This is a genomic window from Streptomyces asiaticus (assembly GCF_018138715.1).
Classification (GTDB): Bacteria; Actinomycetota; Actinomycetes; order Streptomycetales; family Streptomycetaceae; genus Streptomyces; species Streptomyces asiaticus.
Map to the genome: position 1 here is coordinate 9118195 of NZ_JAGSHX010000006.1, position 23041 is coordinate 9141235.

The 23041-nt window shown below is 73.0% G+C and carries 18 protein-coding genes; 12 read left to right on the plus strand and 6 right to left on the minus strand.

The annotated features are described in order from the left end of the window. Window positions 1–105: 105 nt before the first annotated feature. From KHP12_RS46355 to KHP12_RS46365, 3 genes are all read left to right on the plus strand, one after another. Window positions 106–1119, plus strand: a complete 1014-nt coding sequence (locus KHP12_RS46355; RefSeq protein WP_086880269.1) for a permease — start codon at window positions 106–108, stop codon at window positions 1117–1119. Beyond that, window positions 1116–1910 carry a TIGR03943 family putative permease subunit gene (locus KHP12_RS46360; protein WP_211834619.1) on the plus strand — a complete coding sequence of 265 codons (795 nt, stop codon included), beginning with the start codon at window positions 1116–1118 and terminating at the stop codon, window positions 1908–1910. The genes KHP12_RS46355 and KHP12_RS46360 overlap by 4 nt, the downstream gene beginning before the upstream one ends. A gap of 132 nt (window positions 1911–2042) precedes the next feature. Next, window positions 2043–3053, plus strand: a complete 1011-nt coding sequence (locus KHP12_RS46365) for an alpha/beta hydrolase fold domain-containing protein (RefSeq protein WP_086880267.1) — start codon at window positions 2043–2045, stop codon at window positions 3051–3053. Window positions 3054–3102: 49 nt separating this feature from the next. Here the strand turns inward: KHP12_RS46365 and KHP12_RS46370 are convergent, their stop codons facing one another. Both KHP12_RS46370 and KHP12_RS46375 read right to left on the minus strand, forming a co-directional pair. Next, the gene (locus tag KHP12_RS46370; protein WP_244202581.1) at window positions 3103–4767 is read right to left on the minus strand and encodes an IlvD/Edd family dehydratase; all 1665 of its coding nucleotides are present in this window, start codon (window positions 4765–4767) and stop codon (window positions 3103–3105) included. Between the two features lie 121 nt (window positions 4768–4888). After that, on the minus strand, window positions 4889–5422 hold the full coding sequence (locus KHP12_RS46375; protein WP_308036206.1) for an SDR family NAD(P)-dependent oxidoreductase: 534 nt from the start codon (window positions 5420–5422) through the stop codon (window positions 4889–4891). A 214-nt stretch (window positions 5423–5636) separates the two neighbouring features. On the opposite strand from KHP12_RS46375, the gene KHP12_RS46380 reads away from it, so the two are divergent. Further along, window positions 5637–6377 carry an SDR family NAD(P)-dependent oxidoreductase gene (locus KHP12_RS46380; RefSeq protein ID WP_086880266.1) on the plus strand — a complete coding sequence of 247 codons (741 nt, stop codon included), beginning with the start codon at window positions 5637–5639 and terminating at the stop codon, window positions 6375–6377. Between the two features lie 65 nt (window positions 6378–6442). On the opposite strand, the gene KHP12_RS46385 is transcribed toward KHP12_RS46380, so the two are convergent. After that, window positions 6443–9412, minus strand: a complete 2970-nt coding sequence (locus KHP12_RS46385) for a SpoIIE family protein phosphatase (RefSeq protein WP_244202578.1) — start codon at window positions 9410–9412, stop codon at window positions 6443–6445. A gap of 160 nt (window positions 9413–9572) precedes the next feature. Here KHP12_RS46385 and KHP12_RS46390 point away from each other — a divergent pair, with 160 nt between their 5' ends. Together KHP12_RS46390 and KHP12_RS46395 are read left to right on the plus strand one after the other, a co-directional pair. Further along, window positions 9573–10769, plus strand: coding sequence for an acyl-CoA dehydrogenase family protein (locus KHP12_RS46390; RefSeq protein ID WP_086880273.1), 1197 nt, complete (start codon window positions 9573–9575; stop codon window positions 10767–10769). 33 nt (window positions 10770–10802) lie between these two features. Then, window positions 10803–11261 (plus strand): RrF2 family transcriptional regulator, encoded by a 459-nt coding sequence (locus tag KHP12_RS46395; RefSeq protein ID WP_086880265.1) that lies wholly within the window; start codon window positions 10803–10805, stop codon window positions 11259–11261. A 27-nt stretch (window positions 11262–11288) separates the two neighbouring features. On the opposite strand, the gene KHP12_RS46400 is transcribed toward KHP12_RS46395, so the two are convergent. Then, window positions 11289–12035: a TetR/AcrR family transcriptional regulator C-terminal domain-containing protein gene (locus KHP12_RS46400; RefSeq protein WP_211834620.1), complete on the minus strand. Its 747-nt coding sequence runs from the start codon at window positions 12033–12035 to the stop codon at window positions 11289–11291. Between the two features lie 210 nt (window positions 12036–12245). On the opposite strand from KHP12_RS46400, the gene KHP12_RS46405 reads away from it, so the two are divergent. Continuing rightward, the gene (locus KHP12_RS46405; RefSeq protein WP_246644115.1) at window positions 12246–13850 is read left to right on the plus strand and encodes a CocE/NonD family hydrolase; all 1605 of its coding nucleotides are present in this window, start codon (window positions 12246–12248) and stop codon (window positions 13848–13850) included. A gap of 64 nt (window positions 13851–13914) precedes the next feature. Here the strand turns inward: KHP12_RS46405 and KHP12_RS46410 are convergent, their stop codons facing one another. Continuing rightward, window positions 13915–14886: a D-2-hydroxyacid dehydrogenase gene (locus tag KHP12_RS46410; RefSeq protein ID WP_211834622.1), complete on the minus strand. Its 972-nt coding sequence runs from the start codon at window positions 14884–14886 to the stop codon at window positions 13915–13917. 479 nt (window positions 14887–15365) lie between these two features. Between KHP12_RS46410 and KHP12_RS46415 the strand changes: the two genes are divergently transcribed. From KHP12_RS46415 to KHP12_RS46435, 5 genes are all read left to right on the plus strand, one after another. Further along, window positions 15366–16745, plus strand: a complete 1380-nt coding sequence (locus KHP12_RS46415; RefSeq protein ID WP_211834623.1) for an MFS transporter — start codon at window positions 15366–15368, stop codon at window positions 16743–16745. Window positions 16746–16784: 39 nt separating this feature from the next. Next, a complete protein-coding gene (locus KHP12_RS46420; protein ID WP_086880260.1) occupies window positions 16785–17450 on the plus strand; it encodes an HAD-IA family hydrolase in 666 nt (221 codons plus the stop codon). A gap of 71 nt (window positions 17451–17521) precedes the next feature. Next, window positions 17522–18916, plus strand: coding sequence for an NAD(P)/FAD-dependent oxidoreductase (locus KHP12_RS46425; protein ID WP_086881532.1), 1395 nt, complete (start codon window positions 17522–17524; stop codon window positions 18914–18916). Window positions 18917–19012: 96 nt separating this feature from the next. Beyond that, on the plus strand, window positions 19013–20617 hold the full coding sequence (locus tag KHP12_RS46430) for a PucR family transcriptional regulator (protein WP_086881529.1): 1605 nt from the start codon (window positions 19013–19015) through the stop codon (window positions 20615–20617). Continuing rightward, a complete protein-coding gene (locus tag KHP12_RS46435; RefSeq protein ID WP_372455280.1) occupies window positions 20614–21420 on the plus strand; it encodes a methyltransferase in 807 nt (268 codons plus the stop codon). Before KHP12_RS46430 ends, KHP12_RS46435 begins: the two co-directional genes overlap by 4 nt. A gap of 95 nt (window positions 21421–21515) precedes the next feature. Here KHP12_RS46435 and KHP12_RS46440 read toward each other — a convergent pair whose 3' ends face one another. Next, window positions 21516–22976, minus strand: coding sequence for a PucR family transcriptional regulator (locus KHP12_RS46440; protein WP_086881527.1), 1461 nt, complete (start codon window positions 22974–22976; stop codon window positions 21516–21518). Window positions 22977–23041 lie beyond the last annotated feature (65 nt).

The following is a 23041-nucleotide window of genomic DNA, read 5'->3' on the forward strand; positions in this document are numbered from 1 at the left end:
ACTTCCGGCTCATGGTGGCCGCGGTGAGCACACGGGGCCGAACCGGCGTACTGGAGGGGGCGGGGAACCGCGCCACGCACCCTCGACGCCGGAGGTACCTCACCCGTGACCACCACGACCGAAGCGACCTCGACCGAGACCGGCCGCCGCGACGCGGGCGATCCGCGGGGCGGGCGCTTCGATTCCTCCCTCGGCCTCATCATGCTGCTGCTCGTGGTGGTGGTCGCGCAGGGGCCGGTCCGCCGGGCGCTGTCGGCTCCGGTGGCGCAGAGCTGGATGACCGTGTTCACCGCGGTGGTCCTCCAGGCCCTGCCCTTCCTCGTGCTCGGGGTGCTGCTGTCGGCGCTCATCGCGGTGTTCGTCCCGCCGTCGTTCTTCGCCCGCGCGCTGCCACGGCGGCCCGCCGTCGCGGTGCCGGTGGCGGGCATGGCCGGGGCGGTGCTGCCCGGCTGTGAATGCGCCTCCGTACCGGTGGCCGGGGCGCTGGTGCGCCGGGGCGTCACCCCCGCGGCCGCGCTGGCGTTCCTGCTGTCCGCCCCGGCGATCAACCCGATCGTGCTGACCGCCACCGCGGTCGCGTTCCCCCGCCAGCCGCAGATGGTGTTCGCCCGGTTCGTGGCGAGTCTGTTCGTGGCGTGTGCGATGGGCTGGCTGTGGCAGCGGCTGGGGCGGGCCGACTGGCTGCGCCCACCGGACCGCCCCGCCTTCCACGGCCATGGCAAGGGCGCCGCGTTCTGGGCGTCCGTACGCCACGATGTGATGCACGCCGGTGGTTTCCTCGTCGTCGGCGCGATGGCCGCGGCCACCCTCAAGGCCGTGGTCCCGGCGAGCTGGCTGCGCGGCGCGGCCGATGACCCGGTCGTGTCGATCCTCGCCCTGGCGGTCCTCGCGGTGCTCCTGTCGATCTGCTCCGAGGCCGACGCCTTCGTGGCCGCGTCCCTGTCGCAGTTCTCGCTCACCGCCCGGCTGGCGTTCCTCGTCGTCGGGCCGATGATCGACCTGAAGCTGTTCGCCATGCAGACCGGCACGTTCGGCCGCGGATTCGCGCTGCGGTTCGCGCCCGCCACCTTCGTCCTCGCCGTCCTGGTGTCGACCCTGGTCGGGGCGGTGCTGCTGTGAACCGGAAGGCTCAGGCGATCGTGCTGTTCCTGGTCGGCGGGGCGGTGCTGCGGGCCGGATCCACCGACCTCTATCTGCGCTATGTGAAGGCGGGGCTGCGCCCGTTGCTCCTCGCGGCCGGTGTCGTCCTGATGGCGGCCGCCGTCGCCACCGTCTGGTACGAGCGGCGGACGCGCCCGGCCGGTGAGGACGCGGGGGAGGGCGAAGGCGGCCACGGTGAGGTTGAGGGCGGCCACGGTGAGGGCGAAGACGGCCACGGTGAGGGCGAGGGCGGCCACGCCCACCGGGAGCCACGTGTCTCCTGGCTCCTCGTGCTCCCGCTGTTCGCCCTCATCCTGGTGGCGCCGCCCGCGCTCGGCTCGTACACCGCCATGCACACCGGCACGGCGCTGCAACGCCCTTGGGGCTTCCCCACCCTGCCCGCCGGGGACCCGCTGCCGCTCAATGTGGCCGACTACGCCGGGCGCGCGGTGTACGACCACGGGCGCTCCCTGGCGCACCGGAGGGTCGAGATCACCGGCTTTGTCGCCCTCGACGGCCACGGCGCCCCCTACCTCGTCCGGATGGCGCTCAACTGCTGCGCCGCCGACGCCCAGCCCGTCAAGATCGGTCTGACCGGGCGGATCCCCGCGGTGCTGGAACCCGACACCTGGCTCCAGGTCATCGGCACCTACACCCGCAAGCGGACCAAGGACCCGGTGGGCGGTGGCGCCATTCCGTACCTCGAGGTCAGCCGGTCCAGGCCGGTCCCGGCCCCGCGCGACCCGTACGACGAGAGCTGGAACGGCTGATGGCTGACCATTCGTCAAGTCCCCCTTCCGCCGCGCCATCCGGTCGGTAGAATCCGCCGAGCGGCTGCTGATCTTGGGGCGGTGGGCGGCCGACCATAGGAGTTCTTCCTGCCACCACCCTGGGAGCCGACCATGGAGCACACCTCGCCGGACCGGCCGGCCACGGCACCGCTCGGACCACCGCCGCCGTTCGATCCGGAACTCGTCACGGCGCTCGCGGCCATCAATGAACTCCTGCCACCCGGCGGCTCCGGGGCCGATCCGGGTGCGACACCCCCTCAGAACGTGCCCGGGATGGAGCCGGTGACGAACGAGGCCCTGGAGCGTGACGGGGCCTTCCGGGTCGAGGAGCGGTCCGTCCCCGGCCCGGCGGGCGGGCCGGACGTCTCCCTCCTGATCTGCCGCCTGGCGGACGCGGCCACTGAGGTGCCGGTGCTCTACCACATCCACGGCGGCGGCATGACGGTCGGGGACAACCGCACGGGCGTGCCGGAGATGCTCGACCTCGGCCAGGAACTGGGGCTCTCCGTGGTCTCCGTCGAGTACCGCCTGGCGCCGGGGACCCAGCACCCCGGGCCGGTCGAGGACTGCTACGCCGGTCTGGTCTGGACGGCCGAACACGCCACCGAGCTGGGTATCGACCCCGGGCGCGTCATCGTCGTCGGGGGCAGCGCGGGTGGCGGCCTCGCCGCGGCCGTCGCCCTGATGGCCCGGGACCGCGGTGGCCCCGCCCTGTTCGGACAGCTGCTGATGTGCCCCATGCTGGACGACCGCAACGACACGCCCTCCGCCCGGCAGATGACCGGTGTCGGGGTGTGGGACAGGGCCGCCAACGAGGCCGGATGGACGGCACTGCTCGGCGCCGCACGCGGGACCGACGACGTCTCGCCCTACGCCGCACCGGCCCGCGCGACGGATCTGTCGGGTCTGCCTCCCGCGTTCATCGACGTGGGGGCCGCGGAAACCTTCCGCGACGAGGACGTCGACTACGCCTGCCGCATCTGGCGGGCCGGGGGACAGGCCGAACTGCACGTCTGGCCCGGTGCCTTCCACGGATTCTCGGGCATGGCACCGCATGCGGCCGTCTCGGGGGACGCGCGGGAGGCGCGGCTGCGGTGGCTGCGCAGGCTTCTGGCCACCTGACGGCGGCCGCGCGGTGGCCGTACGTGCCACCGCGCGGTGACCGTCAGGATCAGTGGGACTCGCGGGGCACCGGATGTCCGCTGCCGCCGACCAGGAAGTCCAGGTCCAGGCCCTGGTCCGCCTGGAGCACATGCTCGGTGTAGAGCCTGCTCCAGCCCCGGTCGGCGACCGGCGGCGGGGGCTCCCAGGCCGCCCGTCGGCGCTCCAGCTCCGCCTCGCCCACGTCCAGGGTCAGCGTACGCGCCGGGACGTCCAGGGTGATCCAGTCGCCGTCGCGCACCAGCGCCAGCGGGCCGCCGACGGCGGACTCGGGGGACACATGGAGCACCACGGTGCCGAAGCCGGTGCCGGACATCCGGCCGTCACAGATGCGCACCATGTCCTCGACGCCCTTGCGCAGCAGCTTGGGTGGCAGCACCACATTGGACACCTCGGGCATGCCCGGGTAACCGCGCGGGCCGCTGCCCCGGATCACCAGCACGGTGTTCTCGTCCACCGGCAGATCCTCGTCGGCGTGCACGGCGAGGTAGTCCTCCGGGGTGTCGAACACCAGGGCCCGGCCGCGGTGGGTGAGCAGATGGCGCGATGCGGCGGACTGTTTGATCACCGCGCCGTTCGGCGCGAGATTGCCGCGCAGTACGGCGGTGCCGGTGCCCGCCTCCTGGAACGGGTCGTCCAGCGTCCGGATCACCTCGCGGTTCCAGCACTCGGCGTCGGCGACGTTCTCCGCCACCGTTCGGCCGGTCACCGTGGTCGGCTCGGGGTGCAGCAGCGCGCCCAGTTCGCGCATCACCACCGGCAGCCCACCGGCGTAGCAGAAGTCCTCCATCAGGAACCGTCCGGAGGGCTGGAGATCGACCAGCGTGGGCACCTCCCGGGCCAGCGCGTCGAAGTCGTCGAGAGCCAGCGGCACTCCCAGCCGCCCCGCGATGGCCAGCAGATGGATCACCGCGTTGGTGGAGCCGCCGATGGCCGCGTTGACCCGGATCGCGTTCTCGAACGCCTCCCGGGTCATGATCTGCGACGGCCGCAGATCCTCCTCCACCATGGCCACGATCCGCTGCCCGGCGCGCTGTGCCGTCTCGTACCGCCGCGAGTCCACCGCCGGCCAGCTCGCCGAACCGGGCAACTGCATACCGAGCGCCTCGGCCAGCGACGCCATGGTGGACGCGGTGCCCATGGTCATGCAGTGTCCGTTGGACCGGGCCATGCAGCCCTCGGCGAAGTAGCACTCCTCCTGGGTCATCCGACCGGCCGCCAACTCGGCCTCGAACCGCCACACCTGGGTGCCCGAGCCCACATCCCCGCCCCGGTACTTGCCGTTCAGCATCGGGCCGCCGGTGACCATGACGGCCGGGAGATCGACGCTGGAGGCGGCCATCAGCAGACCCGGGGTGGTCTTGTCGCAGCCGGACAGCAGCACCACACCGTCCAGTGGATTGGCCCGCATCAGCTCCTCGGCCTCCATGGCCAGCAGATTGCGGTACAGCATCGCGGTGGGCCGCATCAGCGTCTCGCCCAGCGCCATCGCGGGGAACTCCAGCGGAAAGCCACCGGCCTGCCACACCCCGCGCTTCACCGACTCCGCCACCCGCTGAAGATGACTGTTGCAGGGCGCCAGCTCCGACCACGTCGTGGCGATGCCGATCACCGGGCGGCCGTCGAACACCTCACTGGTATAGCCCTGGTTGCGCATCCAGGACCGGTAGACCATCCCGGACCGGCCCTCCGCACCGAACCAGGCCGCGCTGCGCCGACGGCGGTGTGTTCCCGTGTCAGTCACTTCTGCACTCCCTCTGGCGATCCCTGTCAGCGAAGGGTGATGACGTTTCCGGTCATTGGCCGTGATGCCGAGGTCGGCCGGCTCCGCGGCCGCCGACAGGGCGTAGTCGGTCTGTGCGGCCTTCGCCGCGCCGTAGGACACCTCGCCGGGGAAACCGAGTTCCCCTCCCGACGTCAGGCCCACGATCCGCCCCCAGTCGGCACCGCGTGCCCGGCGGCGGGCCAGTGGACCCCGGGGCGTTGTTGACCAGGATGTCCACCGGGCCCAGGCGGTCCTCGGCGAGGTCGAACAGCCGCTCCGGAACCGCCGGGTCGCCGAGGTCCGCCTCACAGGCCTCGGCCCGCCCTCCGGCCCGGCGGATCTCCGCCGCGTCCTCTTCACCGTCGGTGGATCGCCCGGCGTGGTACGGATCCGGGGTGTCCTCCTGACCGGTGCTTTGAGAGCTCTGTGTGCTTTGTGGCGGGCGCAGACAGGCGCAGAGCACCGCGACCCCGCGGGCCGCCAGCGCTCGTGCCGTCGCGGCGCCGATCCCCTGGTTCGCCCCCGTCACCAGGGCGACATGACTGGTTGACGTTGTTTCCCGCACCCACGCAGTACAGCAAAGACGAGCGCCACACGGAAGATCGTGTCATCGGAGTCATGGGCCAAGCCGAGGTCGGCCCGGCGCCATTCGGCGGCTCCGCGCGGACGTCCGTTCAGCCCCTGGGCGGCGAGCCGTACCGCCCGGTGGGGGTGGGTGCGGTAAGCATCCGGTGCGTGTGGTGTGGAGCGGTGTCCGGCCTACGGTGAGGAGTGTCCGCATGAGTGGTGAGCTGTCCGGTGCCACGGCCCTGGTCACGGGCGCCACGGCGGGGATCGGCCGGGCCGTGGCCCTGCGGCTGGGGGCGCTGGGGGCCGAGGTCGTCGTCCACGGCCGGGACGCGCGTCGGGGTGCGGATGTGGTCCGGGAGGTGTCCGCGGCGGGCGCCACGGCCAGGTTCGTGGCGGCGGATCTGGCCGAGGCCGACGATGTGCGGCGGCTGGCCGCCGAGGCGGGGGACGTGGACATCCTGGTCAACAACGCGGGTGTGTACCGGTTCGCGGACACCGCCGGGACCTCGTCCGAGATGTTCGACGTCCATATGGCCATCAACGCCCGCGCGCCGCTTCTGCTGGTCGGGCGGCTCGCCCCGGGCATGGCCGCCCGGGGCCACGGGACCATCGTCAACCTCAGCACCATCGCCGCCAGTGCCCCCGCCCGCGCCGCCGGGGCGTACGGCGCCTCGAAGGCGGCGCTGGAGCTGCTGACCCGGGTGTGGGCCGATGAGTTCGGCGGCCGGGGAGTCCGGGTCAACGCCGTCCGCTCGGGCCCGGTCCGCACGCCGGGCACCTCCGAGATGGGGGAGGAGGCCCTGCGGACCGTGGCGCGGGCCACGGTTCTGGACCGGCCCGCGGCGCCCGAGGAGATCGCCGAAGCCGTGCTCTTCCTCGTCTCCTCGCGGGCGAGCTACATCACCGGCGCCATCCTGGAGGCCCGGGGCGGCGAGCTCGCCTTCGGCTGACGCGCATCCCGTAGGGCGGCCTTACGACGTAGGGCGGGCGGCCTTACGGCGTAGGGCGCCGGCCCTTACGGTCCTGCGCCGGTCCACGCGATGGGCTGTTCCGTCCAGATGCACTTGCCCTCGGCGGTGTAACGGGTCCCCCAGCGCTGGGAGAGCGCGGAGACCAGTTGCAGCCCCCGGCCTCCCTCGTCCGTCTCGGCGGCCCGGCGGATCCGGGGAGTGGTGGCGCTGGCGTCCGAGACCTCGCAGATCAGCGATCTGCCGCGGATCAGCCGGAGCCGGGTGGGTCCCCTGGCGTGCCGGACGACATTGGCGACGAGCTCGCTGGCCAGCAGTTCGGTGGTCACGACGAGCTCGTCGAGGCCCCATACCTCGAGCTGTTCGCGCACATGGGTGCGGGCGAGACCGGCGGCCACCGGGTCCTCCGGCAGAGACCACCCGGCGGTGTTCCCGGACGCCAGCCCGTGGAGCCGGGCGATCAGCAGGGCGGTGTCGTCGGTGGTCAGCCGCTTCGTGGGCAGCATGGCCCCGACCAGGAGGTCGCACAGCCGGTCGAGCCGGTCGTGGTCGGTTCCGCCGTGCCGGTCGGCCGCCCTGCGGCCGCTCGTACGCGGACGGGGCGGGGGACATGTGAGGAGCCGCCCGTACTCGCTGGTCAGCACCTGGGTGCACTCGGCGATACCGGTGTCGATGTCACGCGCCGCGGACTCCACCAGGCCGTCGGTGTACATCACCAGCAGACTGCCGTCGGGCAACCGCAGATCCACGGTGGAGAACGGAGGCTCCCCGGCGCCCAGCGGCGGATCGGGCGTCGGCTCCAGGCACTCCACACTGCCGTCGGGGCGCACGATCAGGGGCGGCGGATGACCGGCGCGGGCGAGGGAGCAGTACCCCGTGATGGGGTCGTACACCGCGTACAGACAGGTGGCGAAGGAGTCGTCGCCCAGATCGCTGACGACCTCGTTCAGACGGGCCAGGACCTCCTCGGGAGGCAGTTCGAGGTTGGCGAGCGTGTGCACGGCGGTGCGCAGCCGCCCCATGGTGGCGGCCTCCGCCAGACCGTGGCCCATCACATCGCCGATGACGAGGGCCACCCGCTCCGCGGACAGCGGGATCACGTCGTACCAGTCGCCCCCGATGTCCGTACCGCTGCTGGCGGGCAGATAGCGCACGGCGGGGGTGAGGGCGGCCGGGGAGGGCAGGACCCGGGGCAGCAGACCGCGCTGGAGCGCCTGGGCGCGGGCGTGCTCGGTGTCGTAGAGCCGGGCCCTGGCCAGCGCCTGGGCGACCATTCCGCTGAGAGCGGTGAGCAGGGTGCGCTCATCGGGGGACAGACAGTGGGGCTCGTCGAAGGAGACGGTGCAGGTGCCGATGGCGTTGCCCGAGGCGATCAGGGGAAGTACGGCCCAGGCGTTCTTCCGGGCGATGGCGGGGTTGCCGGTGAGATCGGGGAACAGCTGCTCGTACTCCTCGGTCGAGGAGATGAAGCGCGGTCGGCGCGAGCCGAGCACCTCGTTGAGCAGCCGGTAGCCCCCGAACGCCGGGACCCCGTCGACCCTGCTGAGGAAGGCCCGGGGATAGCCCACGGACCCCACCACGTTCAGCCGGCCGCCCTCCAGGCACAGCATCAGCAGACCCGAGGCGTCGAACGGCGGCAGCACATGGGTGGCCATGACCTGGACGACGTCCTCGGTGGTCACCGCATCGGCGAGCGCGTTGCTCAACTCGCTGATCCGGGCGGCCTGTTCGGCGCCGACGCGCTCGGCCTCCGCGCGCCGCGCGGCCTGGGTGCGCCGTTCGGTGACATCGGTGAGATAGGCCGTCAGCCCATCGGGTACCGGGACCAGCCGTATGTGGTACCAGCGGTTGTCGGTGGGCCACCGGATGTCGAACCCGGTCGGCCTGCCGTCGGCGGCGGCGCGCCGGCAGCGGTCCTCCAACTCGGGGGCCGTGCCCGCGGGGCCCTCCCAGAGCGGCCGGCCGAGCACCTCTCCGGCCGGGCCGACCAGGCGCTCGGCCTCGACGTTGAGGAAGGTGATCCGCCAGTCCCGGTTCACCGCGAAGAACGCGTCGCTCATGTACCGCAGCGCCTGCCCCACCGACTCCCGGGCCATCCGGCTCTCGGTGGTGTCCCAGACCTTCCCGAGCATGCGGACCGGCTCGCCGTTCTCGTCGAGCTCGAGATGGGCCCGGCTCTGCACCCAGCCGGTGGTGCCGTCGGGGCGGCGGACCCGGTACTCGGCCTCGTAGCCGCTCCGCTCGCGCAGCGACTTCTCGGTGGCGGCCATCACCCGCGGCATGTCCTCGGGGTGGATGAGGTCGAGCCAGCTCTCGATCCGCCGCTCGTAGCCACCGGGGAGGCCGAGAAGTCTCAGCCCCGCCCGGTCCCAGCGCATCTCACCGGTGTGGATGCCCCACTCCCAGGAGCCGGCCTTGACCGCGTCCAGGGACTGCTGGACCACCGAGCCGCCCGGCCGCTGCTGCCACCAGGGGTGCTCGTCGCAGTCGCCGGCCCCGGCTACCGAGCGCGAGAGGCGGCGCTCCGCCCAGCGTCCCACCGCCTCGAGGAAGGCGGCCTGCTCCGGGGTCGGCTCCCGCGGGCCGGTGAGGACGGACAGCGCGCCCACCGGACCGTCCGGCCCGGTCAGCGGAACGGACGCCACGATGGTCGCGGCCGGGAGACTCCCGGAGGAGGTGCGGCCGCCGGACGACGCCGGTAGCCATACGAAGTGGCCCTCCCGCACGGCTCGGGCGGGGGCGAGCGGGGCCTCGTCCTGGCGGATCTCCTCCCAGCCGCCGAGGGCGGGCAGCGGCAGCCCGCTGGCGAGGACCAGGCGCAGCGTACGGCTCCCGGCCGGGCCGCAGGACCAGTGCACCAGGCCCGCGAGGCCGCCCAGCTCGGAGACCGCCTGGTCCAGGGCGTGCTGCATCACCTCGCGGTCGGTGAGCGCCGTGCCGACCGCCGAGAGGAGGGATAGCCGCTCGCCGCCCCATGAGTGGGAGCGCCCGCCCACCGCGTCTGTTCCGTGCCGCACCACCATCCCAGAACCTCACTCACGGAATAGGGCGTTCCCGGACAAACGTAGCACTGGCATATGCCGGACATCACTCACTGGACGTCCCCGCCGTATTCCCTATTTTCCCTACTGGAAAAATAGGGAATGATGAAGTCCGGCCGGATGGAGGGGAGTGGGCGTGACGGTGGTGGATGCGGCGGCCGAAACACTCGACCGCGCGTGGTGGCTTCAGATCGCCGGCGAGGCGGCGGACGACCTCGCCACGGACGCGGTCGTCCGCGACCAGGCCGGCAAGACGCCGTACGGCGAGATCGCCCGGCTCCGCGAGGCGGGGCTGCTGGCACTGCTGATCCCCGTCGAGCACGGGGGAGGGGGAGCGGGCTGGTCCACGGCCTGTGCGGTCGTACGGAAGATCGCCGCGGCCGACGGCGCGATCGGCCAGGTGCTCGGCTGTCACTACCTGCTGTCCTTCAGCGCCCGCTTCTTCGGCGGGGCCGATCTCGCCGCCCGGGTGGAGCGCGAGTCGGCGGCCGGGCAGTGGTGCTGGGGCGGCGGTCTGACCCCGCGCGAGCCACGGCTGACGCTCACCTCCGGGAGGGACGGCAGGCTGGTGAACGGACGCCAGGGGTACGCCACCGGCGTGCTGGTCGCCGACCGGCTGGCCGTCCGCGTCACCCACGCCGACACCGGCGAACCGCTGGCCGTGCTCGTCGACACCGCCCACCCCGGCGTGGTGTGCGGCGGCGACGACGGGGACACCTTCGGGCAGCGGCTGGCGGCCGGCGGAAGTGTGGAGTTCGACGCGGTGCCGGTCGAGGACGACGCGGTGCTCGGTCCGCTCTCCTGGGACGAGGACACCCTCTCGCCGTTCAGCGGTCTCGCCGCGCCGACCGGCCGTCTGGTCTCGGCGCAGATATGTCTGGGGATCGCGCAGGGGGTGCTCGCCGAGGCCCGCGAGTACACCAGGGCGGTGCACGCGCCCTGGCCGCACACCTCCCCGCGCGATCCGTACGCGCTGACCACCTACGGGGAGCTCACCGTCGCCACCTTCTCCGCCGCCGCCCTCGCCGACCAGGCGCTGGAGGCCCTGGACGGCGGTCTTGCGCGCGGCGAGAACCTGACCGACGACGAATGCGCCGAGATCACCGTGCTGGCCGCCGCGGCCGAGGCCGCCGCATCCCGGGCCGCCCACGACGCCACCGCCCGCGCCCTGGACGTCGTCGGCGCCCGCTCCGCCTCCTCGGCCTACGGATTCGACCGCTTCTGGCGCAACGCGCGCACCCACACCCTCTACGACCCCGTCGCCCACCGGCTCCACGAGGTCGGGGACTACTTCCTCAACGGTGAGCACCCCCCGTTCACCCTGCCCTTCTGACGGCCCGGTGCGTAAGGGGCGGATAATCGGCGCATGCGGATCTCGGCGAAGGCGGACTATGCGGTGCGGGCGGCGTTGGAACTGGCCGTGGCGGGGGAGGACACCTCGGTCAAGGCCGAGGTGATCGCCGGCGCGCAGGGTATCCCGCACAAGTTCCTCGAGGGGATCCTGGGCGATCTGCGCCGGGGCGGCCTGGTGGCCAGCCAGCGCGGTGGCAAGGGCGGCTACCGGCTGGCCCGCCCGGCGGACACGATCAGCATCGCCGAGGTGATCCGGGTGGTGGACGGCCCCCTGGTGTCAGTGCGCGGAGTGCGCCCGCCCGAGCTGTCGTACTGCGGACCGGCGGAGTCGCTGCTGCCGCTGTGGATCGCGGTACGGGCCAACGTGCGCAAGATCCTCGGCGAGGTGACCCTCGCGGAGGTGGCCGCGGCCAAGCTGCCCGGCGACGTGCTGGGTCTCGCCGAGGACCCGGAGGCGTGGACCAACCCCTAGCGCCCGGGCCGGTAGCCCCGGGCCGCCTTACGAGCCGGCGTCCAGGCCGTCGACCATGCGGTCGAGCAGCCGGGTGAACGTGGCGTCGGGGGTGAGCGGGCGTGCCGGGGCGGAGAGGGCCTCGGCGAGCTCCGGATGGTGTCCGTCGGCGGCCACCGCGGCGAGATAGCGCGCTTCGGCGGCGGCCCGCTCGGGTGAGGCGGAGAGCGCGGCCTGGGCGATCTCGTCGGCGACGAGCCTGGCGGCGAAACCCGTGATCAGGCTGAACACCTCCAGCTTCGCGCCGCCGTCCAGCGCGGTGGGCCGCAGGGCGGCGAGCGCGTGTTCCAGGAAGGCCAGGGTGTTGGGCCCGAGGGACCAGCGGCGGTTGAGCAGTGCGGTGGGGAGCCAGGGGTGGCGGAGCATCAGGGCCCGCTGGGCATGGGCGATGGCCTTCAGATCGGCACGCCAGTCGCCGGTCAGCGGGTCGGGCGGTGACAGCTCGCCGCTCACCTGGTCGACCATCAGCTGGAGCAGCGTCTCCTTGTCGGGGGCGTAGCTGTACAGCGACATGACCCCGGCGCCGACCTCCGAGGCCACCCGCCGCATGGTGACCGCGTCGATTCCCTCCGCGTCCGCGAGGGCGACCGCCGCGGCGGTGATCGCCGCCCGGCTGAAGGCGGGTTTGCGCCCCTTGCGGGGGCGGTCGGAGTCCAGCCAGAGCTGCTGGGGGTCGACGCCTCCGGCGTCGGACCCGTCACCGCGCACCACGACCTGATCGCTCCTTCCCCGCATGGCGACTCCCCGCCATGGCGACTCGCCCCGCCATGGCGACTTGCGGAATCCATCCAAGCATCTACTATTCTCGTACGTGGTACGGGATTAGTGGAGGGGGAACGCGGGATGACGCCACACACGCGCGGTGGAGTGTCCGGGGCCACGGACGGCGGGGCCGGCACCACCTGGGTCGCGCCCCCGGGCAAGCCGCCGCTGTCCGCACGGATGATGAGGGCGACCTGGCGCGGTCTGCCGGCCAAGCGGTACGAGGCGGGATGGGAGCCGGACCTCGAGGTCCCGGCAGCCGACGGCAGCCTCCTCCGCACGGACCACTACTTCCCCCGCGCGGAGGGCGACTTCCCCACCCTGCTGGTGCGCTCGCCCTACGGCAGGGGAGTGCCCTGGTCACCCATGTACGGCGTGCTCTTCGCCGAGCAGGGCTTCCATGTCGTCCTCCAGAGCTGCCGCGGCACCGGTGGCTCGGGCGGCGAGTTCCACTTCTGGCGGAACGAGGCCGCGGACGGCCGGGCCACCGTGGACTGGCTGCGCGACCGGCCCTGGTTCAACGGCGCGCTGGGCACCCTCGGGCCGAGCTACCTCGGCTATGTGCAGTGGGCGCTCGCCCTGGACCCGCCGCCGGAGCTGCGGGCGATGGTGGTGCAGGTCGGCCTGCACGACCCGCACGCCCTGTTCCACCGCGGCGGCGCCCTGCAACTGGAGAACGCGCTGCTCGTCGGCTCCGGTATGACCTCCCAGCACCGGGGGTTCGGCCCCTTCCTGCGAGCCACGCTGTGGCTGCGGCGCCACTTCGCGGAGATGACCCGGGCGCTGCCGCTGCGCGGCTCGTACGTCCGCGGGTTCGGGGGAGAAGTGCCCTGGCTGGACGAGGTGATGTCCCACCCGGACGCCGGTGACCCGTTCTGGCAGGGCGCGTCCACGGGCGGCGCCGCGGCCACCTCACGCGTCCCCACCTGTCTGATCGGCGGGTGGCATGACGCGCTGGTGGACCAGACCCTCGAGCAGTACGGCCGGCTGCGCCGGGCGGGCTGCGACACCTCCCTGCTCGTCGGCCCCTGGACCCACACCTCCGCGCTCCAGAAGGGCTGGCCGGAGGTCTTCGCCGAAAGCCTCGCCTGGCTGCGCGCGCATCTGTGCGACGACCCCTCGGGGCTGCGCCCGGCCGGGGTGCGGGTGCACATCGGCGGTCAGGGGCACTGGCGGGACCTCGCCGAGTGGCCGCCGGCCTCGGCTGTCGGCCAGTGGTTCCCCGCGGGGGACGGGCGGCTCATCCGGCAGCCGTCCGAGGCAACCGTCCCGCTCGCCGCCTTCCGCTACGACCCGGCCGACCCCACCCCGTCCATCGGCGGACCACTGCTCTCGCCTGCCGCCGGGAGCCGTGACAACGGCGACCTCGAGGGGCGACCCGATGTGCTGACGTTCACCAGCGAGCCGATGAACGAGCCCATGGACGTCCTCGGCCCGGTGGCCGCACGGCTGCGGATCTCCACGGACACCGGGTACGCCGATGTCTTCGCCCGGCTCTGCGACGTCGACGAGAAGGGCCGCTCCGTCAATGTGTGCGACGGGCTGGTACGGCTGCCCACCACACCCGCGCACCCCCTGGAGGTCACCGTGCCGATGAGCTCCACCGCCCACCGCTTCGCCCCCGGCCACCGGGTCCGTCTCCAGCTCAGCGGCGGCGCCCACCCGCGTTTCGCCCGCAACAGCGGAAGCGGCGAGCCGACGCTCGACGCGACCACCCTCACGCCCGTGCGCATCACCGTGCACGGGGGCTCGGCGCTGGAGCTGCCTCAGGTCCGCGCCGAACGGTGAAACGGTCGCTGGCGCGCGGGGGGCGTCAGCGGCCGTCTCATCCATCCGCCACGTAGCGGCCGTCTCATCCGTCCACCACATAGCCGAGGGCCTTGTCGACCACATTGCGCAGGGGGCGGCCCTCGCGCCGGCGGAGCAGATTGTCGAGGAAGAGTTCGCCCAGGTCGGCGCGCCAGTCCGTGACCTCGCCCGCGGTGTGCGGGGAGATGATGACACCCGGCATCTCCCACAGGGGCGATTCCGTCGGCAGCGGCTCATGGGTGAAGACATCCAGCGCCGCCCCGGCCAGCCTGCCCTGGGCCAGGGCGTCGACGAGGGCCTGCTCGTCGACCAGCGGGCCACGCCCGACGTTGACCAGCCGCGCGCCCCGCTTCATCGCCGCCAGTACGGGCGCGTCGACCATGCCACGGGTGGCGGGCGTGAGCGGGGCGGCCAGGACCACATAGTCCGCCTCGCCCAGCGCCTCGCGCAGACCCGCCGGGCCGTGCACCACACCGAAGTCCGGGTCGGTGGCCCGTGGTGTGCGGCCGGCGCCGCTGACCCGCATGCCGACCGCGCGCAGCAGCCGGGCGACGGCCCGCCCGATGGAGCCGGTGCCCCAGACCAGGACCGTACGGTGGCCGATGCGCTCGCTGTCCGAGGGCCGCCACTCCCGGCGGCGCTGGTGCTCCCAGGTGCCGGGGAAGTCCTTGGCGAGGGAGAGGATCAGCCCCAGGACGTACTCGGCGATGGGCCGGTCGTAGACGCCCCGCGCGTTGGTGAGCACCACCTCGGGGTTGTCGGTCAGCGCGGGGAAGAGGAACGGCTCCACCCCGGCCGCCGCCACATGCACCCAGCGCGGGGCCTTCGCCGGATCGTCCGGCCAGGCGCCGGCCACCGCGGAGGTCAGCGGCCACCACGCGAGCAGGGCGTCCGCGCCGGGGAGGAACAGCGGCAGCTCCTCCTCGGTGGCGTACACCGTCTCGGCGAGGGACTCGATCCGCGCCCGGTTGGGCGGCAGATGGTCCCGGTACAGGACGACCAGCCGGTCAGCCACGTCCAGCTCCCACGGCGGCGGCCGCGGCGGTGGCATCGGTCATGACGGGGCTCCCACGGGCGTGACGGGTACGGGCGGACGTCTCAAGCGTGGCCGAGACCGCGGTGGTGGACAACGGACAGAGTGTCCACCCGATGACGGGGGACGGAACACGGTGGACGTTGACGGTGGCCGACGGCTGAACCAGGGTGAGGGCCAGCCGGAACGCGCCACCGGTCGCTCCGGAGCCCATCCCGTCCCGTCCCCGTCCGGAGCCCGTCCCGTCCCCGTCCGGACCCCATCCCGTCCCGTCCCCGTCCGGAGCCCGTCCCCGTCCCCGGGGCGCACCCCGCCTTGCGGCCGGCGCCCCGTCGTAGGCGTCCGTCCCCACCGCGTACCACGCCGTGCGTGTCCACCGAATGCTTGATCCACGATGCCCGCCACCGCCCCGGCATCGGCCCGCGCCGCAGCGGCCCTCCTCGTCCCCAGGAGATGCAAGCATGTCCCTTCCCAGAACCTCCCGCGATCCCTCCCGAGAGCCCGTCCAGGGCTCCGTCGCCACCCTGGACAATGCCCCCGTCACCGCCTTCCACCGCAGAATGGTCGCCGTCGCCATGGGTGGTCCGTTCTGCGACGGCTATCTGCTCGGCATCATGGGGGTGGCGCTCAGCCTGATCACCCCGGCCCTGGACCTGGACACGATGTGGACCGGGCTGGTGGCGGCCTCCGTCCTCGTCGGTGTCTTCCTCGGCGGTGTGGTGTTCGGCCCGATCACCGACCGGGTGGGCCGCCATCTGATGTATGTGCTCAATCTGGTCGCGTTCGTGATCGGCTCCGCGCTTCAGTTCTTCGTCACCGAGGCGTGGCAGCTGGTGGTGCTGCGGCTGTTCATCGGCATCGCGATCGGCGCCGACTACCCGATCGCCTCGGCCCTCACCACCGAACTGGTGCCCCGCCGGATGCGCGGCCCCGCCCTGTCCGGGCTGGTCCTGGCCTGGTGGGTGGGGTACGGGGTCAGCTTCTGGGCCGGCTGGCTGCTGCTGGGCACCGGCGACGACGACTGGCGCTGGATGCTCGCCTCAGGCGCGGTCCCCGCCGTGCTCTTCCTGCTCCTGCGGGCGGGCGTGCCCGAGTCGCCGCGCTGGCTGGCGTCGCGGGGACGGGTGGAGGAGGCCAGGGAGGTGGTACGCCGCCACCTCGGCCAGGAGGTCAGCGCCGAGGAGCTGCTGGCGGAGGTCCGCCAGGACCGGCGCGGCGGCTCCGGGCTCGGCAACCTCGCCGAGATGTTCCGCCGTGGCTATGGGATCCCCGCGCTGTTCTGCTCGCTGTTCTGGATCTGTCAGGTGGCGCCGGCCTTCGCGGTGCGGTCCTTCCAGCCGCAGATGCTGGAGTCCTTCGGGGTGACCGGCACCTTCGGCGCCAGCGCGCTGATCACCACGCTCGCGGTCGCCGGAACGGGCCTGGGACTGGTCGTGGTCAACCGCATCGGCAGGCGTCCGCTGCTCATCGGCAGCTTCCTGTGCGTCAACATCTCCCTGATCGCGCTCACCGTGCTGCCACTGCACTACGCGGCCCTGGTGGTGGGCCTCTTCGCCGCCTTCCAGTTCTTCGAGGCCGCGGGCAGCGGACTGCAATTCGTCTACCCCAGCGAGCTGTTCCCCACCGATCTGCGGGCCACCGGCGTCGGCGTCGCCACCGCCATGAGCCGGGTGGGCTCCGCCTCCAGCACCTTCCTGCTCCCGATGGCCACCGCCGACCTCGGGGTCCGCGGCACCCTCGCCATCGGGGTGGCCATCACGCTCATCGGCCTGGTGGTGTCCGTCGTCCTCGCCCCCGAGACCAAGAACCTCGGCCTGGCCGAAGCCAGCAGCCGCGCCTGACGCCCCGTCAAAGCTCGTTCTCCGGAAAGGACTAAGCCCATGCGCAAGCTGGTCTCCTTCGACTGCTACCGCACGCTCATCAACTTCGACACCCGCACCGCCACCCACGAAATCGTCAAGGACCGGCTCGCCGAACTCGGTGTGGACCCCGATCAGTTCCACCACGACGCGTATGTGATGCGCTTCCAGGGCGTCCTGGACGAGTACCTGCCGTACCGGGAAGTCGTCCGCCGCACCCTGCGCAATGTCATGACGCTGCACGGCCTGGAGTACCGGGACGAGGACGGCGAGGCGCTGATCGAGGCCATCAAGAAGTTCACCCCCTTCCGCGAGGTCCCCGACGCGCTGCGCCGCCTCAAGGGCGAGTACGACATCGCGATCCTCTCCAACAGCGAGGACGATCTGATCAGCTACGCCGTCGAGGCGCTGGGCGTGGACTTCGACTACGTGCTCACCGCGGAGCAGGCCGGTGCCTACAAGCCGCTGCCGCAGGCGTTCGAGTACCTCATGACGGCCACCGGCCGCGGCCCCGAGGACATCATCCACACCGCCCAGGGCTGGGAGTACGACATCATGCCGACCAAGCGGTACCCGGGCATGCGGCGGATCTGGGTGAACCGCTACGGCTTCCCCGGCTCGGAGGCCTTCCAGCCGTACGAGGAGATCAAGGACTTGTCCGGGCTGCCCCCGCTGCTCGGCGTCTGACCCTCGCCCCCGGCCCCACCGCCATCCACTTCACCGCCACCACCCACCGCTCTTCGCCGCGAAGGGAATCCATGACCGCCACCACGGCCGGCCGTCCGGCACCGGTCAACGGCCGCGTCGCCCACTGGTTCGCCGAACTCCCCACCCCCCGCCCGGCGTTGCCCGGCGACCGCGACGCGGATGTGTGCGTCGTCGGCGCCGGACTGACCGGGCTGTGGACCGCGTACTACCTCAAACACGCCGACCCCGGTCTCCGGATCACCGTCCTGGAGGCCGAGTTCGCCGGATTCGGCGCCTCGGGCCGTAACGGCGGCTGGGCCTCCGGGCTGATCCCGGGCGCCCGCGACCGGATGGCCAGGGCCTACGGCAGGCCCGCGGTCCTGGACTGGCAGCGGGCCATGAACGAGGCGGTGGACGAGGTGATCGACGTGGCGGCCCGCGAGGGCATCGACGCGGGCATCGTCAAGGGCGGCACCCTGCGCGTCGCCCGCACCCCGGCTCAGGCCACCCGGCTGCGCCACAAGGTCGAGCAGGACCATGAGTGGGGGGTGGCCGACTCGGTGCTGCTCACCCCCGCCGAATCCGCGGCGCGCATCCGTATCGACGGGGTCACCGCCGCCGCCTTCACCCCGCACTGCGCCCGGTTGCAGCCCGCCGCCCTGGTCCGCGGCCTCGCCGACACCGTCGAGCGGCTCGGTGTCACCATCCATGAGAAGTCCCCGGTCACCGCCATCGAACCGGGCCGTGCGATCACCGCGCACGGCACCGTACGGGCCCCCGTCGTGCTCCGGGCCACCGAGGGGTTCACCGCGTCCCTCAAGGGGCAGCGGCGCACCTGGCTGCCCATGAACAGCTCCATGATCGTCACCGAGCCGCTGCCCGCCCGGATCTGGCGGGAGATCGGCTGGGAGGGCCGGGAGACCCTCGGGGACACCGCCCACGGCCATATGTACGCCCAGCGCACCGCCGACGACCGGATCGCGATCGGCGGGCGCGGAGTGCCCTACCGCTTCGGCTCGCGCACCGACAATGAGGGGCGGGTCGGTGAGCGCACGATCGGCCAGCTCACCGGGACCCTGGAGCGGATGCTGCCGCAGACGGCCGGGGCCCGGGTGGACCACGCCTGGTGCGGGGTGCTGGCCGTGCCCCGCGACTGGTCCGCCACGGTCGGCCTGGACCGGGCCACCGGGCTCGGCTGGGCCGGTGGGTACGTCGGGCACGGCGTCACCTCCACCAATCTGGCCGCCCGCACCCTCACCGATCTGGTCCTGGCCCGCGACACCCGGCTCACCCGGCTGCCGTGGACCGGCCACGCCCCGGGCACCTGGGAGCCCGAGCCGTTCCGCTGGCTGGGGGTGCGCGGCCTGTACACCGCCTACCGCCTCGCCGACCGCCACGAGGCGGGCGGACGTGTCCGCACCTCACCCATCGCCACCGTCGCCGACCTCATCGCACGCCGTCCGTGAGGCCGGGTGCCGCCGCGCCCGGGCCCGGTCCGACGGCCCTGGGCGCGGCGGCCCGGCTCTGCGATGATGAGCGGTATCCGGAGGGAGTCCGTCCAGATGCCGTTGCTCACGGTTGCCGACGTCCTGCGTCTTCCCGTCATCGTCGCGGGACTTCCCCGTGTGATGGCCGGTGAGGAACAGCTGACCCGTGCGGTCCGCTGGGTGCACGTCACCGAGCTGCTCGACCCCGCCTCGTTCCTGGAAGGCGGGGAGCTGGTGTTGACCACCGGCATGCCCCAGCCCAACGACCCCAGCCGGCTGCGCGGCTATGTGGACCAGCTGGCCGACATCGGCGCCGCGGGGCTCGTGGTGGAGCTCGGCCGCCGTTACCAGCAGGCGCCACCGGACCTGGTGGCCGCCTGCCGCGCCCGGGACCTCCCCCTGATCGTCCTGTCCCGTGGCATTCGCTTCATCGAGGTGACCCAGACCGTCCACGCGCTGATCCTCGATGCACAGGGCGAGTTGCTGCGCCGCTCCCAGCAGGTGCATGAGATCTTCACCGGGCTGACGCTGCGCAACGCCGAGCCGAAGGAGCTGGTGCGCGCCGCCGCCGATCTGATGGGCCGCCCGGTGGTCCTGGAGAACCTGCTGCACCACGCGGTGTTCTCCGGTACGGCGGGCGGCACGGCCGGCCAGATCCTGGAGGCGTGGCAGCGCCGCTCCCGCGCCACGCCGACCCCCGACACCACGCAGACCAGCGGCCCCGAGGGCTGGCTGGTGGCCCCCGTCGAGCACAACGGCCGGCGCTGGGGGCGGCTGGTGGCGGTGCCGAACGCGGCCGCCCCCGTGGCCGACCCGGAACACACCATGATCCTGGGACGCGCCGCCACCGCCCTCACCCTGGCCCGGCTGACCGGCCACACCCAGTGGGACCGCCAGGCCCACACCTGCGCCCTGCTGGAGCTGCTGCGCTGGAGCTACCGCGGCCGCACCGAGGCACGCATCCGCGTCGAGGCCCTCGGCATACCGGTCGTCGGCCACCGCCTCATCGCCCTCGCCATCGGCCACCACGGCGCCACCGCCGACGGGACGGGCCTGGACGACCGGCTCGCCGACGCCCTCCAGGGCTCCGGCATCCGGGCCCTGGTGGGACGGCTCTCCCCGGACCGGACCGGCGTGCTGCTCGCCCTGGCCCGGGCCAGCGCCTGGCAGCCGGTGGTGGAGCGGGTCAGCCGGCTCACCGAGGAGACACTGGGCGCGCCGGCGGTGGTGGCCGTCGGGCCGGGGGTGACCGAGATCGACCAGGTGGCGAGGGGGTTCCGGGAGGCCGAGGAGGTCGTGGACGCCGTCGGCCCCGGGACCCCGCACCGGCCGTTCCACGTGCCCTCCGACGTCGGACTGCCCGAGCTGCTGTACGCGCTCCGCGACGACATCCGTGTGCAAAGGTATGTCGAGCACCAGCTGGGCAGGCTGATCGAGTACGACGAGCGCCACGCGGGCGATCTGCTGACCACGCTGCGCCACTACCTCGCCGCGGGCAACAAGTCCATCGCCGCCAAACAGATCGGCCTGTCCCGCCAGGCGTTCTACCAGCGGCTGCACACCATCGAACGGCTCCTCGGCCGCGACCTGGAGTCCGGTGTGCAGCGCACCCAGCTCCATGTCGCCGTCACCGCCCTGGACACGCTGACGGCGGCCGGCGCGGGAGGATGGGGCGCATGACATCCGAGACCGGCTATCTGCTGGACAACCGGCAGCGCGAGGCCGGCCGGCGCTTCGACGCGCTGGCCGAGCTCTTCGACCCCTGGACCCTGGGCCACCTCGACCAGCTCGGCCTGGCGACCGGATGGCGCTGCTGGGAGGTGGGAGCGGGCGGGCCCTCGGTGCCCAGCGCCCTCGCCGAGCGGGTCGGGCCCACCGGGCGGGTGCTGGTGACCGACATCGACACCTCCTGGCTGACGCGGCTGTCCGGCCCGGCCACCGGACCGATCGAGGTGCGGCGCCATGACGTGGCCCGCGACGAGCCGCCGGGCGACGGCTTCGACCTCGTCCACGTCCGGCTGGTGCTGGTGCACCTGCCCGACCGGGCCGAGGCGCTGCGGCGGATGACCGGGGCGGTGCGGCCGGGCGGATGGCTGGTCGTGGAGGACGCGGACCCGGCGCTCCAGCCCCTGGCCTGCCCCGATGAGCGCGGCCCGGCGGAGGAGCTGGCCAACCGGATCCGCCGTGGGTTCCGCGCGCTGCTCGCCGAGCGCGGTGTGGACCTCGCCTTCGGCCGCACCCTGCCCGCCCTGCTGCGCGGCGCCGGGCTGCACGACGTACGCGCCGAGGGCTGCTTCCCGCTGACCTCCCCGGCCTGCCGGGAGCTGGAGGCGGCCACCGTGCGTCAGCTGCGCGGGCGGCTGGTGGCGGGCGGCCTGGCCACCGAGGAGGAGATCGAGCGCCATCTGGACCATCTGCGCGGCGAGGGCATGGAGGTCACCACCGCCCCGCTCATCACCTGCTGGGGCCGGCGCCCGCGCTGAGCGCCGAACGTGCCGAGGAGCCACGCTCAGTCGAGCCGAGGAGCCACGCTCAGTCGAGCCGAGGAGCCACCCTCAGTCGAGCCGAGGAGCCACGCTCAGTCGAGCAGACCGAGTTGGCTCGCCGCCCGGATCGCCAGCCAGACCTCGGCGAACGCGCCGGTGGTGGACAGATCGCGGCCGGTCAGCTCGCTGAAGCGGCGCAGCCGGTAGGCGAGCGTATTGGGGTGCACATGGAGCGCCGCCGCCGCCTCGTCCGTACGGCGGTCGCGCTCCATCCACGTGCGCACCGACGTCAGCAGCCGTGAGCCGTGGCCGGTGTCGTAGCGCAGCGCCTCGCCCAGCACATGCTCGACCAGATCGGTGAGCGCGGCCGGGTCGTCGGGCAGCCAGCGGCCGGTGACATCGTCGCCGTACCGCACGAGGGCACGGCCGGACGCGACGGCGTGGGAGGCCGCCCACAGCGCCTCGCGCTGGGCGATCCGCAGCGGGGAGCCGGGGCTGAACGGGCGGCTCATCCCGGCGGCCACACCCTGCAGGGACTCGACCGCCTCCCCCAGGCCGGGCGCACCGAGCAGATAGCGGTCCTCGCCGCGCTTGAGCAGCAGACACGGCTGATCCTCCAGCGCGCGCAGCACGGCATCCTCGGTGACGCCCCTGACCACTGCCAGCACGGTCTCGCCCTCGATGGAGTGGCGCAGCAGATGGCGCCGCGCCACCGCGGGTTCGAGGGCGCCCTGGAGCAGCTCGGCGAGGATCTCCGCGCCCTCGCGGCGCAGTGTCTCCCGCTCGGTGCGGACCATGGCGAGCTGGAGGGCGGCCACCGTGGCGATGTGCTGCACCACGGCGAGCCCCGCCGGGCGCGCGCCTTCCCGTTCGAAGGCGATGAGGAAACCCGCCGGGCCACCGGGGGAGGGGACCGGGAGGGCGAAGCCACCGGGGATGGTCGGCGGGGCGTCCGCCGAGCCGGGGATCACCGACGTGTCGGGCGCGGGCACACCCGGCAGCAGCGGCCGGCCCTGGGTCGTGCACAGATAGATGTCGTAGCCGGACAGCTTCTCCAGCCGGCCGAACAGCGTCGCGGTGTCCAGGTTCTCCGAGGTCAGCCAGCGCAGCGCGCCGAACACCTGTAGCTGGGCGCCCAGCCGGTGGCGGGCGTCCTCCTGGACGGCGGCGGCCACCTCCTGTGCCACCGCCATGAACGGCACCGCCAGCGGGATCTCCAGGACCGGCATCCCCCGCTCCTCGGCGGCGTCGAAGAACGCGCGGCGCAGCGGGGGCATCCGCAGCTGGGCGGAGACCGCCAGGGCCGCCACCCCGGCGTCGTCCAGCCGCTCCAGATAGGCGCGCTGCCCGGCCGCCGAGCGGGGCAGCGCTATCCCCGTCGTCATGATCATCTCGGAGCCGAGCAGCCAGGGCGTGGGGTCGTCCAGCTCGCTCACATGCGCCCAGGACACCGAGCGGTGCAGCCCCGCGCCACCCGCGATCAACCGCAGTTGCAGGGCCGGATACGACAGCAGATCGTCGACCGTCACACCCTGCTCTTTGTTGTTCACCACAAATTGAGCCTAACTCTTTGTCTCAGCAACGATTGTCGCGCGGTTCCTCCGCTGTGCAGACTCGC

Excerpts from the sequence above, each read along its gene's own strand:
- KHP12_RS46400 (WP_211834620.1), bottom strand. The coding sequence starts at position 12,035 with ATGCGGGGAAGGAGCGATCAGGTCGTGGTGCGCGGTGACGGGTCCGAC.
- KHP12_RS46430 (WP_086881529.1), top strand. The coding sequence starts at position 19,013 with ATGCCGTTGCTCACGGTTGCCGACGTCCTGCGTCTTCCCGTCATCGTC.
- KHP12_RS46405 (WP_246644115.1), top strand. The coding sequence starts at position 12,246 with ATGAGGGCGACCTGGCGCGGTCTGCCGGCCAAGCGGTACGAGGCGGGA.
- KHP12_RS46435 (WP_372455280.1), top strand. The coding sequence starts at position 20,614 with ATGACATCCGAGACCGGCTATCTGCTGGACAACCGGCAGCGCGAGGCC.
- KHP12_RS46415 (WP_211834623.1), top strand. The coding sequence starts at position 15,366 with ATGTCCCTTCCCAGAACCTCCCGCGATCCCTCCCGAGAGCCCGTCCAG.
- KHP12_RS46425 (WP_086881532.1), top strand. The coding sequence starts at position 17,522 with ATGACCGCCACCACGGCCGGCCGTCCGGCACCGGTCAACGGCCGCGTC.
- KHP12_RS46395 (WP_086880265.1), top strand. The coding sequence starts at position 10,803 with ATGCGGATCTCGGCGAAGGCGGACTATGCGGTGCGGGCGGCGTTGGAA.
- KHP12_RS46370 (WP_244202581.1), bottom strand. The coding sequence starts at position 4,767 with ATGGTCTACCGGTCCTGGATGCGCAACCAGGGCTATACCAGTGAGGTG.
- KHP12_RS46380 (WP_086880266.1), top strand. The coding sequence starts at position 5,637 with ATGAGTGGTGAGCTGTCCGGTGCCACGGCCCTGGTCACGGGCGCCACG.
- KHP12_RS46365 (WP_086880267.1), top strand. The coding sequence starts at position 2,043 with ATGGAGCACACCTCGCCGGACCGGCCGGCCACGGCACCGCTCGGACCA.
- KHP12_RS46420 (WP_086880260.1), top strand. The coding sequence starts at position 16,785 with ATGCGCAAGCTGGTCTCCTTCGACTGCTACCGCACGCTCATCAACTTC.